The following is a 16024-nucleotide window of genomic DNA, read 5'->3' as shown; positions in this document are numbered from 1 at the left end:
CCGTTTGTTTATTTCGCAAAAATCAACTTTATCGGATCGCCAGCATGTTTGCATTGGGGCTATGTCAATCGTTCAAATTTATTTTGGACAGTAGTGAATTTGACCCTAAAAATATTTCTCGGAATTGGTGTTGCTCGATAGCTGCTACTCCAACATTGGCTTTCTTTGATCTTGTTCCGCGGTTTCCAAAAAGTCTCTTGCGGAACAAAGCCGCAGTCAAATATTATTCGAAACCGTCAAATTTTCTCTATCTAACAGAGGGGATAACTTGAATTACATAGGCAAAAAACAAAAATAAGGAGACAGAGCTAAAAATAACAAATACTAAATTATTCTTTAATTTCAATGAGAAGTAAAAACCACAGACCAAAATCAGAAGGCTGGTCTCTTTTGTAACAGCAACAGCTTTTAAAACTTTTGCAAAGGGGAAGAAATGGGGCTTTTTTTATATTCGATGTTCCGTGATTCGGTGGACGTTTTACCGAGGAACAGGCTTTTCTTCAGCGAATAAAATTTATTAAGAAAGCTATTGGCAGAGAGCTTCGATTTTCAATTCCTATTCCTTGGAACGAAGAGTTATTTCATAAAATTGGTCTGGCCGGACACTCGGAACAAATCAAAGTTGTTCCGCGAAACGGAAATTCTTGTTCCGTGAGATGCGCCAGGTACATAAATACCGCGATTCATCCCAAGGGGCCCAGGATTTCCCGAGATTTCGTCTGCCTATTGATTACTACTTGTTTTGTCAGAGTCGAAAAAATTGTCATTTTTGCTTACTAAAATAACCCCTCTCGATAAAATAGCCACATCGAATTAATAAAACGAAAACCGCCCTGTTTGGCAAGAGGTTTTTAGTGGAGATTCCTCATATAAACTCTTTTTTTACATAGAAAAACTACTGTATTATTACAGGGGTAAATATAAAAACTTATAGACTGAAATGAGATTCTCTTCCTCCTTCCCCAGAATAGGGATTTTTCAACCTAATTCTCTAAGTGGTATGCCTATCATTCGTCAGATTTCCCATTTTGGTAAATTTTTAAAATTACTAAGTAGATGCACGGGCATACGTGATTCTTTTTACTCGATTTTCCTAACTATTATCCCTATTGTGTTATAGGGGTAAAAAGGGGTAACATTAATGTCATAAAAAGATAATTTATTTGAGAAGGCCTTATATGAAAAACGCACGCTGGGTAAGGCTCGCAGATGATCTGACTCGTGGTATCACCAACGGTGATTATCCCCTCGATTCGTATTTGCCAACCGAGATGGAGCTCTGTGAGAAATATAACGTTAGTAGGTATACCGTCCGACTCGCACTTGCAGACCTCACACGCATGGGCCTGATTAAACGGTGGCCAAGACTAGGCTCTAAAGTCGTATCCGTAGGATTTGACGAAACCTATGCCCATACCTACACCTCATTTGCGGATATCGACGGTTTGTCCTCTACACACAAAAGAGTTGTCCAGGGAACTCAGGAATGTGTTGTTGACCACGCACTGGCAAAGAGACTGGAATGCGAGAGGTATCTGCGCTTCCTGCGTTTTTCTAATGTCCGAACCAATCCGACAGACAACGGAAAGCCTGTTGTTTGGACGGCGGTTTATGTGAACGCCGCTTACTCCCGTCTGCCGGATTTGGCTCGGTTAAATCCGTTGGTTCTTCTTTCCACACTGATCGAGAAAGAATACGGAGAAAAGTGTCTTGAAGTCGTCCAGAAGATTTCCGCCGTTCCCCTTCCTGCAGAAGCCGCAATGTATCTGGATGCTCAGGTCGGCTCACCTTGCCTCCGTATTCTCCGCCACTACATGGGTATTAAGCGGAACATCCTCGAAATTTCAGAGTCTTATCATCCCGGCGACCGTTACGCACTGACAATGAATATGCGTGCTAACCGTTGATTACTTAATTGATAGAATGCTTGTGTAAAGCATTCGACTCACGAAAAAAGAGGATTCGAGCTGCCTTACAGGCAGCTCTTCTTCTATATAGATATAGGCTGTTAGGAAAGTGGCAGAAATTTCTTGGAAACGAAAACCCGGACAAAAATTGGCGCCTCTGGCCGAACGCCTTAAGAAATTGGGTTTGGTCAGCGATTGGGATTTTGTCCTTCATTTGCCTCTTCGTTACGAAGATGAGACCTCCATTACGCCGATCGAAGAACTTGAAGTCGGCGTCGACGCCCAGGTTGAAGGTGTTGTCACCAATAACAGCGACAATCGGTTCGGAAATTTTGAAGCTTGGGTCGATGATGAAACCGACATGCTCAAGGTTCGGTTTATTCACTACTACCCTTCTATTCGTGATTTACTGAAAGTCGGGAAACGTGTCCGACTCTACGGAAACCCGCGTGCCGCTTTCGGCGGCGGTCTTGAAATGATTCATCCCAAGGTTCGCGCTCCGAAACCCGAAAGCGACCTTCCTAAAACGCTTTCACCTGTTTATCCCGCCGGCGAAGGTGTGACTCAGCTGTGGCTGAGAAAACGCATTGACCGCGCCTTAATGGACGTGGATATTTCTGACCTCTTGACCGAAGAAGAGCGTAATGAATTGCACCTTCCGGGACTTTCTGAAGCGATTAATTCTCTGCATCATCCTAAGGCCGGCGCTCCGATTGGTCCTTTGCAGAATCGAACGGATCCGGCTTGGCAGCGGTTAAAATTCGATGAGCTTCTGGCTCAGCAGATTTCGCTGAAGAAATCTCGTGAAATGCGGGATATGAACAAAGGACCGTTGATGCCGCTGCGCAAAGGCGACAACAACTCTTTGACAGCAAAATTTTTCCATTCCCTGCCCTTTAAGCTGACAAAGGCCCAGATTCGAGTCTGGAAAGATATTTACGAATCTCTCGGCAGCGAACGCCCTATGAACCGATTGGTTCAGGGAGATGTCGGAAGCGGTAAAACCGTCGTTGCGGCGCTTGCCGCCTGCCAGGCGATTGATGCAGGCTACCAGGCGGCGCTTATGGCGCCGACGGAAATTTTGGCTGAACAGCACTTTAAAAAGATTATTTCCTGGCTGGAACCTTTCGGCGTCCGTGTCGTTTGGCTCTCCGGAAAACAGAAGGCCAAAGAAAAGCGTGAAGCCTTGGCGGCAATCGAAGACGGTGCCGAACTGGTGGTCGGAACTCATGCAATCATTCAACCGGACGTTAAATTCAAGGCTTTGGGGCTCGCCATCGTCGATGAGCAGCACCGTTTCGGCGTGGATCAGAGATTAGCCATTCGTGCACAGCAAAACGGTATGATGCCACATCTTCTCATGCTGTCGGCCACGCCTATTCCCCGAACCTTGGCCATGAGTTATCTAGCCGATATCGACGTCTCCGTCATCGATGAACTGCCTCCGGGAAGACAAGAGATCTCAACAAAATTAGTTTCCATGAGCCGCAAAGGCGATTTGGTCGAATGGATCGGCAAGTCTTTAGCCGCCGGCCTGCAGGCCTATTGGGTCTGCCCTCTGATCGAAGAAAGCGAAAAAGTAGACCTTACCGCTGCCACTGAAACATGTGAAGAGATTAAACAAATCCTCCCTCAGTTCAAGATTGAGCTTCTGCACGGCAAGATGACGCCGGAAGATAAAAACGCTGTCATGGATCGGTTTGTTAAGGGAGAAACAAAGCTTTTAGTTTCTACAACAGTGATTGAAGTGGGCGTAGACGTTCCGAACGCATCCATTATGGTTATTGAACACGCAGAACGCTTCGGGCTTGCCCAGCTCCATCAGCTCAGAGGACGCGTCGGCCGAGGATCGATCAAGAGTTATTGCTTTGCGATTTTCGGAGACCAGCTTTCAAAGATCGGCAAGGAACGTCTCCAGGTATTCAACGACACGACAGACGGCTTTGAAATTTCCAGAAGAGACTTGGAGTTGAGAGGGCCTGGCGAGTTTTTAGGCGCTCGTCAGAGCGGAGCTGCCCTGCTTCGTTTTGCTGATTTTGAAACCGATGGCTTCCTCGTTGAGAAAGCCATGGCGATGGCGGATAAGTGGATCCGAGAAAAAGATCCGCGGGCAGAAAAGCATGCTGCCCGCTGGTATCAGTCTAAAGAAAAGTATTTGGAAGCTTAGAAAGTGAGGCCTTCTTTGAAGGCCTCAGCATCAATTATTTCTCCGCTGCTTCTACGCTTTCGTGGAAAGCGTCGCCGAGTTCAACGGCACGTTTCTTGCAGGCGTCCATCGCACCCTGCATCATTTCCATAAAGTGACGGTCATTCATGACCTTGAGCGCTTCATAAGTTGTGCCGCCCTTGCTCGTTACCTTTTCACGAAGGGCAGACGGCGACTCGCCGCTGCGTTTGACGAGTTCGGCTGACCCGAGAACGGTTGCAATGGCCATTCTCTTTGCTTGGACGTCATTGAATCCGTAACGAAGTCCGGCTTCTGTCAGCGCTTCAATAAATCTGAATACATAAGCAGGGCCGGAACCGCTGATGGCTGTTACTCCGTCCAGTTCTTCTTCTTTCGTACACCAAATCAAATCGCCGCAGGCCGCAAAAACTTTGACAATAAAGCGATGGTCGGGTTCTGCTTCGGGTGTGGAATAAAGTCCGCAGACGCCGAGACCGATTTTCATCGGAGTATTCGGCATGGTGCGGCAAATGCAGTTGTGACCGATCATCGCTTCAAGGTCTTTGACTCGAACGCCGGCCGCAATAGAAATTACGAGTGCGTCTTCGATCCATTCTTTACTGGCTTTGATGGCTTCAGCAAGCTGCTGCGGCTTGACTGCAAGAACAACGGCATCGATCTCAGAAAGCCACGAACCGGGTTCCTTATGAGCATGGACACCGTATTCGGAAGAAAGACGCTCCAATTTTTCTTCATTGTGATCAATGACATGAATATCATCGCCCTTCCAGTCGCTTGAGACCATCTTAGAAATGATGGCTTCTCCCATGTTTCCGCCGCCGATGAAGGCGATTGTTTTTCTATTCATTTTTACTCCTTTTTGGTGTAGTCACGAGGTCCGAAAATTGCCGAGCCGACTCTTACCATGGTACTCCCGCATTCCACAGCTTCTGCCATATCCGAGCTCATGCCCATAGAGAGCGTGTCGATATCAAAATTCAGCTCATCTCTTAAATGCAGGAAGATGGCATACATTTCTTTTAGAGGAGCCTTTTTGCCCTCTTCAGTATCCGAGGGTGCCGGAATTGCCATGATGCCTCGAAGCTTTAAGTTCGGAAGCAATGTGATAGCTTGAGCCAGGGCCGGGACGTCGGCTGGCTGGCAGCCGCTTTTGCTCTCTTCGTCAGAGATGTGAACTTCGATTAACACATTTAAGGGAGGCATATCTGCGGGTCTTTGCTCAGAAAGCCGCTGTGCGATTTTTAAGCGCTCTACCGTCTGAACCCAATCGAAATGTTCAGCTACAGGGCGGGTTTTGTTGGACTGAAGATGTCCGATAAAGTGCCAGGTAATCTCCAGGTCGGGATGCTGCTTTTTAAAGTATTCGATTTTTTCGCACCCTTCCTGAACATAGTTCTCCCCGAAGGCCCTCATACCGCACTTCACTGCTTCCTCTAAAGCATCAATTCCGAAGGTTTTTGAAATCGGAAGTAAAAAGACGCTTCCCGGCTCTCTGCCAAAGCGCATTTCGTCGTCTGCAAGTGATTGTTTTACCCTTTCGTACCGTTCTTCCAAACCGGGCTTGAGTATCGACATTGAGCTCCTCCTATATTGAATTGTCAGTGAATAGTAGAACGATTTATAGGAAAAAAACTAAGGTCGAGCACGGAATGGTAACGTGTCAGGGTGATTATCTTGAAAAAAATATTATTTAATTAGTTATTAACAACAATAATCTTTTTTTACCCTAAATGGTATCATTACTCATAGTTCAGAGTAACATGGATAATAAAATAGTTATTCAAGTTTCATGAGCACTACAAACCACCACATTGATAATCAGCATACCGGAGCATTTAGTTATGCCAAAGACAATCAAGACAGCAAGAGGCCTGGCTCGTTTTGCGAAGGCCCCGTACGCATCCCGCCGCAAATCTCTTCCCAGACACTCCTTCGAAACTCGTCAGAAAGCATTGGCGATTTTCCAGGCCGGCGGAAGCTACAAAAATTGTGCAAAAACTCTCAATATTCCCGTATACACAGCTCGTGACTGGCATCGCAGCTTCCTGATCGGGACCTTCCGTGCAGAACATGGCGCTCGCCAGCAGTCCTACACACCTGAACAGAAAGCCGAAGTGCTTCGTCTGCGTAAGGAAGAAGGCAAGTCCTACAACGTTATTTCTCAGTTAACGAAAGTTAACCGCGCAACAGTTCTGCAGTGGATTCATAAGGATATCGCTCAGCAGCAGGCAGCAGAAGCTGCTGCACAGCAGGCTCCCGCAAACGACTCTGAAATGACTGAAACCGGTCCGGTCGGCGCAGTTGCCGAAATGACCACATCCGGTCCCACAGCCTAATTGATTATCTAAGAATATTCGCGGATAAATAAGCGAAAAGCAGCGCCGACAGCGGCACCGAAAAGTCTCTCCTTTCCGGTTTCCACTTCGGCGCTAGTCTTGTTTCTAGTCTTTCCTTTTGATAAGCATGAGTTCTCTGGTTTTGGGACCGCTCCCCAAAGAAGTTCTATTGCATTCCTGTTGCGCACCCTGCTCTGCCGCCATCTTAGAGTGGCTCCAGCAGAATGGCGTGCGTCCGACGATCTTTTTCTATAACCCGAATATTTATCCGGTGAAAGAATATTTGATTCGTAAAAACGAACTGGATCGATTCGCTCAATCATTAGGAATTCGGGTTATTGACGGCGACTACCGACACGACCTTTGGAGACTTGCCGTCATCGGATTGGAAAAAGAACCGGAAAGAGGACGCCGCTGCCTCGCTTGCTTCAAGCACCGCCTTCTCGTGACGGCTGAATGCGCGAAGCGCGAAGGGATTGAACTCTACACAACTACCTTGGCCGGATCACGCTGGAAGAGCGCCGAACAAATTCGAGAAGCGGCAGCTCACGCTAAATCTTTAATTCCTGAAAGCACCTATTGGGACGTGAACTGGAAAAAAGGCGGTCTGCAGGAACGACGCGGTATTTTGCTCAAAGAAAACGGCTTCTACAATCAGCGGTACTGCGGCTGCGAGTTTTCAATGGGGCATTTGACAGAAGAGCAAAGAATAGAAATTTTGAAGCGATAGTAAAAATCAGATTTTTCTCTTGCAAAACATGGAACTTTTGTCGATGACTCAATGATTTTTCATCTCCGGGAAATATTCTCTGCATCCTATTTTTCAAGTATTTTCTTCAGGATATGCTTAAAAAGCATAAAAGACCGAACGTAAAGTATTTGATTTTTTGTCGACACGGTTTGGATAATCTCGAAAGGTTATCTTTAGCGGGAGAGTAATCTATGAGAGTTTTTGTTATTAATGCTGGAGTAAAGCGGCCGGACGGCTCGGGCGGATGGCTTAATGCCGAAATGACTCGCATGACAAAAGAGGCATTCGAGCGCAGAAAGATAGAAAGCATCATTACGGATCTCAATGAGAAATGGGACCTGGAAAAAGAAGTCGAAAAAGTTCTCGGTTCCGATTTGCTGCTGGTTCAGACACCTATATGGGCCATGTCCACGCCTTGGCAGTATACGAAATGGCAAGACATTGTCCTTACCGATCCGCGTGTCTGCGGTACAGATGGGCGGACACGAAAGGATACAAACAAGCTTTACGGTACGGGCGGTTTTCTTACGAAAAAGCGTTATTGGATAAGTACAACATGGAACGCTCCCGAGGACGCCGTGTGCGAACCAGGACAATTCTTTGATGCTCGTGGACTTGAAGGTGTATTAATGCCTTTGCACAAACAGTTTCAGTATATGGGTATCAAACCTTTGGCACCGAGTTTTGCTATTTTTGACGTTTACAAAAATCCCACAGTTGAGTCTGATTTGCTCCGGTGGAAATCAACTCTTGAGGTGGTGACAGGCAAGCTGTTGATAGGTCAAACTCAATGAGAAGACCAATAAATTCGTAACTATCCGTCTCTGTAAACCTAGATTTTTAGATTGAGGGCCTTAGGTTGAATGGCGTCTCTAATTGAATGTTTTTTGAAAAGTTCTTCCACAATTCTGCAAGAAACAGCAGAGATACAAAAAGCGCAGCAGCTCAATTCAAGTGCCCTGCGCTTTTCAACTCTCTAGGAAGATGCTTTCAGATTACGTCTTCAGATATTTGCCGAAGAATTCCTGAAGTTTGGCAGCTTCTTCATTGACGTACTTAGGAACCCAGTATGTTTCAATGTGCTGAGCGCCTTTAACCAGATAAATTTCTTTATCTTTTGTACCGGTTGCCTTCTTGATGGCGTCATCAGTCATGTAGCGGGTGTCAGAAACATCGCCGGCAATCATGAGAAGCGGCTGATGGATCATGGCCATATGGCCATCGACGTCCCAGTTCATCAGATCCATCAGGCTGCTCTGCGTGTAGAGGAAGGTGGAATTGGGATGAGCATGAGTACGGAAATAATAGAAGAAGCCGTCTCTGTAAAGTGCGAACGGAAGCTTCTTGGCCTGTTCGTCAGTGATGTTCATAGCGCCGACTAAGCGAACATCACCTTCTTTTTCAAAGGTTCTGGCTTCGGCAGCCTGTGCAAGTCTCTGCTGGATCGTGTCCACCTGAGAATCTTGGAAGCCGTTTCTGCGAACGCGGCCGCTGTTGAACATAGAAATAGTGGCAACAGCTTTGATGCGGGGATCTTTCTGTGTAGCGCCGAGCGTGTATCCGCCTCCGCCACAGATGCCTAATGCACCGATTTCATTTGCATTCACACCCGGATAGGTTCTGATGTAATCAACCATACCGTTGATGTCTTCAATACGGTTGGCAGGTTTGTCGGTGTGTCTCGGTTCACCGCCGCTGGCGCCCTGGTAACGAGCATCAGCCGCAACGGTGATGTAACCCATGCCTGCAAGTTTTTCAGCAAAAAGACCGGCAACCTGTTCTTTCACGCCGCCGTTCGGGTGAGCAACAACGATGGCCGGATAGGATTTCTTCGGATCGTAACCAGAAGGAGTGTAGACGTTTGCGGCAACGCGAATTCCGTCAACAGTATAGGAAACAGGATGAATATTTACTTTACCGACAACATTTTCTGTAATTGCATTGTCGTATACCAGGCCGTAAGGCTTTTTAGAAAAATCTGCGGCGACAGCTGAATAAGTAGTCATAAGAGCTCCGACTAAAGCAGCACAAAGTAGTTTTTTCATGCTTCGCACCTATAAGTTAAAAATGAAAAAATCAATAAATGATCGATGTGTACATACTAGGGATATGTCTAAAGAGCCGATGTCACGCATTTCTAAAAGTTTTGCCTAATTTTGCGTCGCGGCCAGAGAGTCGGAATTTTGATGGTTGTCCGTTATCTTGAAGAAAAATTCTTCTCTGCCGAACATGTTTTTCTGTCAGAACAGTCATTGGAGCTCTGGTAGTTGGAGAGAAGAAAAAACAACAAGAAATTACACAATGAGGTGATCAATTAACGTTTTGAATTATTGATTCTTTTCAAACTTTTCACAGGGAAGCGTTCTGAAATTCATTGGTCACTCATAGGGGCTGATGTAAAATCAGGCAGAATGGGCTCTGTAAGTAATTATTTCAGAGAAATAAAAAACTGATCTCTTCTAATCACGACAAGCCCATAGCACAACCTCATTAAACAAGAGTCACAATTATGAAAGAGTCCGACTTATGCGTCATTGCGGTAGTCTATGGCGTTGCGACCTGGTTTTTGGTCATGACGCTGCAGTTGCCGCCGGCTGCTCAATCCTACCCTCTAATCCTTTTAACTGCGCTTTACCTCTGCAATACGCTCTTCTTAGGTAAACAGTTATATTCTTTCTACCGCCATCGTGTTGTCCTGAATGACTTCAGAAAATTGTTCGCCGGTTTCCTTCCCGGACAGTTTTTCGGCGTCTTGGCAGGCTGCATTATTTATATGGCCTTAGTGAACTATTTGGGTTATTACATCTCCAGCGTTCTGTATCTGCTGCTGGCCCAATTCTTCCTGAAGGTAAAACCGATCCCCGCAATTATCAGCTGCGCCTGCATCATGATTGTGACCTATCTGGTTTTCTCGATGTTCCTGCACGTACCTCTTCCCCTCGGGGTCTGGTTTGAATAAGGAGAAGAAGCCATGTTAGAAACACTCTCTTTAATGGGCATGGGCTTCATCCATGCGATGAATCCTCTTACATTAGTCCTGATGATCGGTGCTACTGCACTGGGTATCACGATCGGCTGTCTGCCCGGTTTGTCCGCTGCGATGGGCGTTGCCCTTCTGCTTCCGGTGACCTTCGGTATGGACCAAGCGACCGGTTTGATCGTCTTAGGCGGTATCTACTGCGGTGCGATCTTCGGCGGCTCGATTTCCGCGATTCTGATTCACACACCGGGTACACCTGCCTCTGCTGCGACCGCCATTGAAGGCTACGAACTGACTAAGAAAGGCATGGCGGCTAAGGCGCTCGCCGTTGCCTGCTTTGCCTCTTTCTGCGGCGGTTTATTAAGCTGTATTTCTCTTTACTTCTTCTCTCCCTTCCTTGCCGAACTGGCAATGAAATTCAAGAGCCCGGAATACTTCTGGCTTTCGATTTTCGGCTTAACCGTGATCGCCGGTGTTTCCTCTAAGTCGCTTCTCAAAGGTTTCATCTCCGGCATCTTGGGTCTTCTGATTTCGACAATCGGTATGGACCCGATGGAAGGCGTTGAACGCTTCATGATGGGAAGCACCACGCTTTACAACGGTGTCAACGTGACTTGCGCCTTGATTGGCTTGTTCTCCATGTCTCAGGTTTTAATCCTGGCAGAAAAAGCGATTAAGAAACGTGCTAAGGCAGCTAAATTTACGGGCAGCCTTCTTCTGAGCCGCTCCGATATTAAGAGACTGGCTCCGACCATTACGCGTTCTTGGATTATCGGCAACATCTTGGGTATTCTGCCTGGCGCCGGTGCAACGATCGCCTGCTTCATGGGTTATAACGAAGCACGCCGCTTCTCCAAACATAAAGATGAATTCGGCAAAGGCTCCATTGACGGTGTGGCCGGTTCTGAAGCTGCGAACAACGCTGTGACGGGCGGCTCTCTTATCCCGACACTAACGCTTGGTATCCCGGGTGAATCTGTGACAGCCGTGTTAATGGGCGGTTTGATTATTCACGGTCTGCAGCCGGGACCGGAGCTCTTCTCTACTTATGCTCCGATGACTTACACATTCTTTGCCGGTTTTGTGCTCGTTCAGTTTGCGATGCTCGGCGTCGGTCTTGTCGGCTGCCGTATGTTTGCTCAGGTCTCCCGCTTGTCCGACTCCATTCTGATCCCTGCGATCTTCCTTCTGTGTGTTGTGGGTTCCTTCGCGATTCACAACAACTTTGTGGAAGTGATCATCATGTTCATTTTCGGCATCATCGGCTACTTCGTTCGCAAGTTTGATTTGAACGCAGCCGCCATCGTGCTGGGTCTGATCCTGGGTCCGATCGGTGAAAACGGCCTGCGCCGTTCTCTGTATCTCTCCGACGGCGATCCTACGATCCTTTTCAGCACCCCGCTCTGCTGGATGCTCATCCTCTTGTGCGTCCTCGGCACTTGCTCTCCGTGGCTGATGGCTCGCTGGGAAAAACATGTTGAAGCCAGATCCCACCATTAATCTGTTGCTTTGACCACTCGCCTCCGCCTCGCCGGAGGCTTTTTTATGGGCGATTCACTAATTTGTATTCCAAATTTTGTAAGCGTGCGTTAATATCCACATTACTGATTCGGAGTCACCATTTGTCGAATTAATGATTCTGCAAAAGCGACCTGGGTTCAGAAGTAAAAAAATCACCATCCTTAGGAGGATATTCGAAATGAAAAAAGTTCTTGCAGCTGTTGCTGTTGCTATGACCCTGCCGATGACAGTTATGGCATGGGAACCGACCGGTGACGTCAACGTTATCGTTGCTTACAAAGCCGGTTCCGGCACAGACACAGGTGCTCGTCTTCTTGCTACCGAAGCCCAGAAGTACATTCCGAAAACCATCATCATTCAGAACCTTCCCGGTGCTGACGGCAAGATCGGCTGGACAAAATTAGTTCAGTCCAAACCCGACGGCCAGACTATCGGCTTCATCAACCTGCCGACATTCACCACTTTGGCTGCACAGTCGGGGGCACCCTTCTCCATCAATGACATCGTTCCTATCGCCAACCATCTGACTGAAGCCGGTGTTGTTGCTGTTAAGGCCGATTCTCCCTACAAGACTATCGAAGAACTCGTTGCCGCCGCTAAAGAGAAAGGAAACCTGAAAGCCTCCACAAACGGCAACAAGGCTTCCAACCACACAGCTGCTCAGCTGCTCGCTAAGAGCGCCGGCTTCAAGTACAAAGCTATTCCTTACGGCGGTACAGCCGACCAGCTGCTAGCTCTTCGTCAGGGCGAAGTTGACTTCACCTGCGCCAAGGTTGCTGACGTTGCCAAGCTCGTTAAGGGCGACAAACCAGAACTCCGTGTTCTGGCTGTTTTCAACACCAAACGTGATCCTGAACTCCCGAATGTTCCGACACTCGGCGAAAAAGGCCTCTACCCCGAATGGTACGGCTCTGCTCGTGCTTTAGTTGCTCCGAAGGGAACCAAGCCCGAAGTTATCCAGTACTACGTTGAAGCCTTCAAGAAGACAATGCAGGATCCTGCTGTCATCGAAGCTCATAAGAAAGCCGGTATGGCTCTTGACTTCAAAGACAACAAGGAACTCGGTGACCTGATCAAAGCTCAGGACAAGTTTGCTCGTGACGTTGTCAACGACCTCTACCAATAATTTTTGATTATTTGCCCCGGGTACTTCGGTGCCCGGGATTAAAAATGCCTTTTTAGGTGGGTAATTTCTCAATTTAGCGATTGAGGCTAACTTTTTGTACGCATAAATAAAATGTTCAAGAAAATCCTTCTTTCCGCAGCTCTGATGGCTGCCACCACAGCTTTTGCCGCTGACCTTCCTTCCGTTAAGATTTTGGCTACAGGCGGAACGATCGCCGGAACTGCTGCTTCCAGCACTCAGACAACCGGATACAAAGCCGGTGATTTAGGCATTCAGACTTTGATCGAAGCGGTTCCCGCAATGAAAGACTATGCCAATGTTTCCGGTGAACAGGTCGTCAAGATCTCTTCCAACAATATGGATACCAAGACCTTGCTGAAACTTGCCAAGCGCGTTAACGAACTGCTGGCTGATCCGAAGGTTGACGCTGTGGTGATTACCCACGGTACCGATACATTGGAAGAAACCGCTTACTTCCTGAACCTTGTTACTAAGAGCGACAAGCCTGTGATTTTGGTCGGCGCTATGCGCCCTGCCACAGCCATTTCTGCCGACGGTCCTATGAACCTTCTTGAAGCTGTTCGCGTTGCTTCTACGCCTGAAGCAAAAGGCAAAGGCGTCATGATCGTCATGAATGATGAAATCAACGGTGCCCGCGATGTCACCAAGACAAATACGACCAATCCAGCTACCTTCAAGTCTCCGGAACTCGGCGCCATGGGTTATGTGAGCGGAAACAAAGTTCGTTTCTACAAGCAGTCTACAAAGCGTCACACGACCAACAGCGAATTTGACGTCAGCAAGCTTGAGACTCTGCCTCGCGTTGACATCATCTACTCTCATGTTGACGACGACCGTATTATGGCCGACGCTGCTGTTGCAGCCGGTGCTAAAGGCATCATTCACGCTGGTACAGGCAACGGCTCCATCGCCAACCCGACAATGGAAGGTCTGAAAGACGCTGTGGCTAAAGGTGTTGTGGTTGTAAGAAGTGCCCGCGTACCGAACGGTGCAACGACGGTTTCTCTGCCGATGTGGACGAAGGCCGGTTTCTTAGAATCCGACACACTTAACCCTCAGAAAGCTCGCCTGCTTCTGCAGCTTGCTTTGACGAAGACTCAGGATCCGAAAGAAATCCAGAGAATGTTTGACCAATATTAATTGGCCGATTAGATCTTCTTGATATTTAGTAAGAAAGGCGCCTCGGCGCCTTTCTTATTGAAAAAATTACTTAGAGGCCAGACCGTTGGCTTTCAGCCATTCCGCGACCATTTTCGGAGCGGATGAAAACTGAGAGGAACGAATCCAAAGGCTCTTTGTGAAATTACCTTCAGGGATAAGGCGTTTGGCGTCTCTTTCAACACCGGAAATTCCACTGCTGGCGCTGGAGACAATCAAACCGATTTTCTTGCCGGCCATTGCCTTTCCGTTATGGAACAAGAATGTCTGCATAGGTGCGGCCATATTGCTCCACCAAAGCGGTGTACCGATGATAACGGTGTCATATTTTGAAAAGTCAACGTCCACCGGATCAATGGCGGGATAAGAAGAAGCATCATTAGGCTTGCTTCGAATTTGGTCCACCAAATCACTTCCGAGAGAATAATTGTTGGCCGCGTAGTTCAAGCCTTTTTGCGCCGGCTGAATCTGAATCACATCCGTCGAGGTTTGGTCTTTAACGGCGACAGCGGCCTTTTCAATATTTCCGGTGAAGCTGTAATAGACAAGAAGTGTTTTGGCCTGAACTTGTGCACTAGCGGCAGTTAAACCAAGAAGTGTGGCAATGAGGAGTTTTTTCATCTTTTTTTCCTATAAAAATTAGAGTGTTATGAGCTTGTAGGTGCGGTTTCCGGCTTTGATTTCGTCCAAGTACTCGAGTTGTAAGAAGCCTCTGTCAATCTTTTCTTGGAGCGAATAAGCGTTGTACTCAGCAGGAGTCAGACCGTAAATTAAGTCTGCCGCGGCTTGGTCGGCAGCGAGCAAATCCAGAGATCCGACGATGCCGAGATTGCCTGTTCGGACTTTAGTACCTTTCAGCGGATCAACGTGAATGTTTGAGACCACGTTAATAAAAAGCAGTCGATTGTCCATTGCATCGTGAATGCCTTTTGAAGCATCGGCGAGTCTTCGGAAGAATCCTGCATCTTTTCTGACTCCCAGACCATGAACTTGAGTCTTGCCCTCTCCGCTGGCTAAACCGATGCCGACGTTTTTACACGCACCCGAAAATCCCGCAAAACTCGGAATTCGGAAATTAGCCGTCACTGCAACGCAGCCATACTCTTTCAATAGAGCCGTCGGCGCAGAGACAGATTTCAGTTCTTTACCGCCTTTGATCGGAACTTCCGTGTATTCGTTGTTGCGATCCAAGATATCGAGGCGATTCTTGTCGACGCCTTGAGCCGTTATCGCTCTAATATTTCCTTGCGTATTGCCTCTTCCGGCCGGATAGATTGAGGCATAGTTGCATTCAACAAACTTGCTGTTCGGAATGTGATTCAGCAATGCTTCCCACATACCTCGATTCGTATCGACATCATCGCCGTGAAGTTTGATGCCGGAGAGTCTTCTGTCTTCCGGAAGGTTGGCGTCTTTTCTAAGCCGGTCATAAATTGCTAAAAAGTTCTCCGCATTGATGTCTTTAGAGAAATAGACCGTGGATGCACCTTGATTCGGAGTTGCTGCAAACACTTTACTGCCTATCATCGGCATTGCTGCCGCTGTTAAAAGAATCGTTCTTCTCAAAAATCCTGTTGTTTCCATATCGTTCACTTAACAAGACTGATTTCAACATCTTTGGAGCCGCTTTCTTGGATGGCTTTAAGCGCTTCCGGAGAAAGTTTTCCGAGCGGGACTAAGTTGTCAGACGGACGAAAGTCTCTGACAAAAACCGCCAGGTTTCCCCATGGGATGTAATAGGTAATATCGCCTTTTTGAGGATCGCAGCTTCTAGGCGCGGATCCTAGGTTCAATGATTTCGGTAAATACGAAATCCGTTCCGTCGATCCGAAATCCTCAAACTTAAGTTTGAGCGGAAGCTTTGCAGCAAAGTCTTTCGCGGCATCGTTACCATTTAATCCCCCGGCGTAAGCTTTGCCATCCACTTTGATCTGAATGTTTTGAGCCATGACATTTCCGGACATAAGTAAACAAGTCGTAATTGCAGCGGCAGCGGTCAGAAGTTTCATTAAGGCCTCCTAGAATCCTTTCAACAA

15 protein-coding genes are annotated in these 16024 nt (G+C 47.4%); 9 read left to right on the top strand and 6 right to left on the bottom strand.

The annotated features are described in order from the left end of the window. The first annotated feature begins 1178 nt into the window (after nt 1–1178). Nucleotides 1179–1907 carry a GntR family transcriptional regulator gene (locus ACZND6_RS09825; protein ID WP_021868038.1) on the top strand — a complete coding sequence of 243 codons (729 nt, stop codon included), beginning with the start codon at nt 1179–1181 and terminating at the stop codon, nt 1905–1907. 109 nt (nt 1908–2016) lie between these two features. Beyond that, the gene (gene recG, locus ACZND6_RS09820) at nt 2017–4074 is read left to right on the top strand and encodes an ATP-dependent DNA helicase RecG (protein WP_118631316.1); all 2058 of its coding nucleotides are present in this window, start codon (nt 2017–2019) and stop codon (nt 4072–4074) included. Between the two features lie 34 nt (nt 4075–4108). On the opposite strand, the gene proC is transcribed toward recG, so the two are convergent. After that, nucleotides 4109–4942, bottom strand: a complete 834-nt coding sequence (gene proC, locus ACZND6_RS09815; RefSeq protein WP_293737666.1) for a pyrroline-5-carboxylate reductase — start codon at nt 4940–4942, stop codon at nt 4109–4111. 2 nt (nt 4943–4944) lie between these two features. After that, nucleotides 4945–5670 (bottom strand): YggS family pyridoxal phosphate-dependent enzyme, encoded by a 726-nt coding sequence (locus ACZND6_RS09810; RefSeq protein WP_293737667.1) that lies wholly within the window; start codon nt 5668–5670, stop codon nt 4945–4947. Between the two features lie 266 nt (nt 5671–5936). On the opposite strand from ACZND6_RS09810, the gene ACZND6_RS09805 reads away from it, so the two are divergent. The 3 genes from ACZND6_RS09805 (at nt 5937) to ACZND6_RS09795 (ending at nt 7976) form a co-directional block, all read left to right on the top strand. Beyond that, nucleotides 5937–6431, top strand: a complete 495-nt coding sequence (locus tag ACZND6_RS09805; RefSeq protein ID WP_008811985.1) for an RNA polymerase sigma factor sigma-70 region 4 domain-containing protein — start codon at nt 5937–5939, stop codon at nt 6429–6431. Between the two features lie 127 nt (nt 6432–6558). After that, on the top strand, nt 6559–7161 hold the full coding sequence (locus tag ACZND6_RS09800) for an epoxyqueuosine reductase QueH (RefSeq protein ID WP_008863745.1): 603 nt from the start codon (nt 6559–6561) through the stop codon (nt 7159–7161). 212 nt (nt 7162–7373) lie between these two features. Beyond that, nucleotides 7374–7976, top strand: coding sequence for an NAD(P)H-dependent oxidoreductase (locus ACZND6_RS09795; RefSeq protein ID WP_489524612.1), 603 nt, complete (start codon nt 7374–7376; stop codon nt 7974–7976). A 201-nt stretch (nt 7977–8177) separates the two neighbouring features. Here ACZND6_RS09795 and ACZND6_RS09790 read toward each other — a convergent pair whose 3' ends face one another. Further along, nucleotides 8178–9227 carry an alpha/beta hydrolase gene (locus tag ACZND6_RS09790; RefSeq protein ID WP_489524611.1) on the bottom strand — a complete coding sequence of 350 codons (1050 nt, stop codon included), beginning with the start codon at nt 9225–9227 and terminating at the stop codon, nt 8178–8180. A gap of 464 nt (nt 9228–9691) precedes the next feature. On the opposite strand from ACZND6_RS09790, the gene ACZND6_RS09785 reads away from it, so the two are divergent. From ACZND6_RS09785 to ACZND6_RS09770, 4 genes are all read left to right on the top strand, one after another. Beyond that, entirely contained in the window at nt 9692–10141 is a 450-nt protein-coding gene (locus tag ACZND6_RS09785) for a tripartite tricarboxylate transporter TctB family protein (protein WP_021868044.1), read from the top strand. 12 nt (nt 10142–10153) lie between these two features. Further along, the gene (locus tag ACZND6_RS09780) at nt 10154–11662 is read left to right on the top strand and encodes a tripartite tricarboxylate transporter permease (RefSeq protein WP_021868045.1); all 1509 of its coding nucleotides are present in this window, start codon (nt 10154–10156) and stop codon (nt 11660–11662) included. Between the two features lie 199 nt (nt 11663–11861). Beyond that, a complete protein-coding gene (locus tag ACZND6_RS09775; RefSeq protein WP_489524610.1) occupies nt 11862–12809 on the top strand; it encodes a tripartite tricarboxylate transporter substrate binding protein in 948 nt (315 codons plus the stop codon). A gap of 111 nt (nt 12810–12920) precedes the next feature. Beyond that, entirely contained in the window at nt 12921–13970 is a 1050-nt protein-coding gene (locus ACZND6_RS09770; RefSeq protein WP_300876221.1) for a type II asparaginase, read from the top strand. A 66-nt stretch (nt 13971–14036) separates the two neighbouring features. On the opposite strand, the gene ACZND6_RS09765 is transcribed toward ACZND6_RS09770, so the two are convergent. From ACZND6_RS09765 to ACZND6_RS09755, 3 genes are read right to left on the bottom strand one after another with little or no spacing between them, the layout of a single operon-like run. Next, a complete protein-coding gene (locus ACZND6_RS09765; protein WP_021868048.1) occupies nt 14037–14609 on the bottom strand; it encodes a flavodoxin in 573 nt (190 codons plus the stop codon). An 18-nt stretch (nt 14610–14627) separates the two neighbouring features. Then, nucleotides 14628–15572 (bottom strand): DUF362 domain-containing protein, encoded by a 945-nt coding sequence (locus ACZND6_RS09760; protein ID WP_244862377.1) that lies wholly within the window; start codon nt 15570–15572, stop codon nt 14628–14630. A gap of 5 nt (nt 15573–15577) precedes the next feature. Then, nucleotides 15578–15997 (bottom strand): cyclophilin-like fold protein, encoded by a 420-nt coding sequence (locus ACZND6_RS09755; protein WP_008863749.1) that lies wholly within the window; start codon nt 15995–15997, stop codon nt 15578–15580. Nucleotides 15998–16024 lie beyond the last annotated feature (27 nt).

The organism is Parasutterella sp. (genome assembly GCF_057870745.1).
This window is presented reverse-complemented; position numbering and strand designations above follow the sequence as displayed.

Excerpts from the sequence above, each read along its gene's own strand:
- ACZND6_RS09760 (WP_244862377.1), bottom strand. The coding sequence starts at position 15,572 with ATGGAAACAACAGGATTTTTGAGAAGAACGATTCTTTTAACAGCGGCA.
- ACZND6_RS09800 (WP_008863745.1), top strand. The coding sequence starts at position 6,559 with ATGAGTTCTCTGGTTTTGGGACCGCTCCCCAAAGAAGTTCTATTGCAT.
- ACZND6_RS09785 (WP_021868044.1), top strand. The coding sequence starts at position 9,692 with ATGAAAGAGTCCGACTTATGCGTCATTGCGGTAGTCTATGGCGTTGCG.
- ACZND6_RS09775 (WP_489524610.1), top strand. The coding sequence starts at position 11,862 with ATGAAAAAAGTTCTTGCAGCTGTTGCTGTTGCTATGACCCTGCCGATG.
- ACZND6_RS09805 (WP_008811985.1), top strand. The coding sequence starts at position 5,937 with ATGCCAAAGACAATCAAGACAGCAAGAGGCCTGGCTCGTTTTGCGAAG.
- ACZND6_RS09795 (WP_489524612.1), top strand. The coding sequence starts at position 7,374 with ATGAGAGTTTTTGTTATTAATGCTGGAGTAAAGCGGCCGGACGGCTCG.
- ACZND6_RS09825 (WP_021868038.1), top strand. The coding sequence starts at position 1,179 with ATGAAAAACGCACGCTGGGTAAGGCTCGCAGATGATCTGACTCGTGGT.
- ACZND6_RS09770 (WP_300876221.1), top strand. The coding sequence starts at position 12,921 with ATGTTCAAGAAAATCCTTCTTTCCGCAGCTCTGATGGCTGCCACCACA.
- ACZND6_RS09755 (WP_008863749.1), bottom strand. The coding sequence starts at position 15,997 with ATGAAACTTCTGACCGCTGCCGCTGCAATTACGACTTGTTTACTTATG.
- ACZND6_RS09780 (WP_021868045.1), top strand. The coding sequence starts at position 10,154 with ATGTTAGAAACACTCTCTTTAATGGGCATGGGCTTCATCCATGCGATG.
- ACZND6_RS09765 (WP_021868048.1), bottom strand. The coding sequence starts at position 14,609 with ATGAAAAAACTCCTCATTGCCACACTTCTTGGTTTAACTGCCGCTAGT.
- ACZND6_RS09810 (WP_293737667.1), bottom strand. The coding sequence starts at position 5,670 with ATGTCGATACTCAAGCCCGGTTTGGAAGAACGGTACGAAAGGGTAAAA.
- proC (WP_293737666.1), bottom strand. The coding sequence starts at position 4,942 with ATGAATAGAAAAACAATCGCCTTCATCGGCGGCGGAAACATGGGAGAA.
- ACZND6_RS09790 (WP_489524611.1), bottom strand. The coding sequence starts at position 9,227 with ATGAAAAAACTACTTTGTGCTGCTTTAGTCGGAGCTCTTATGACTACT.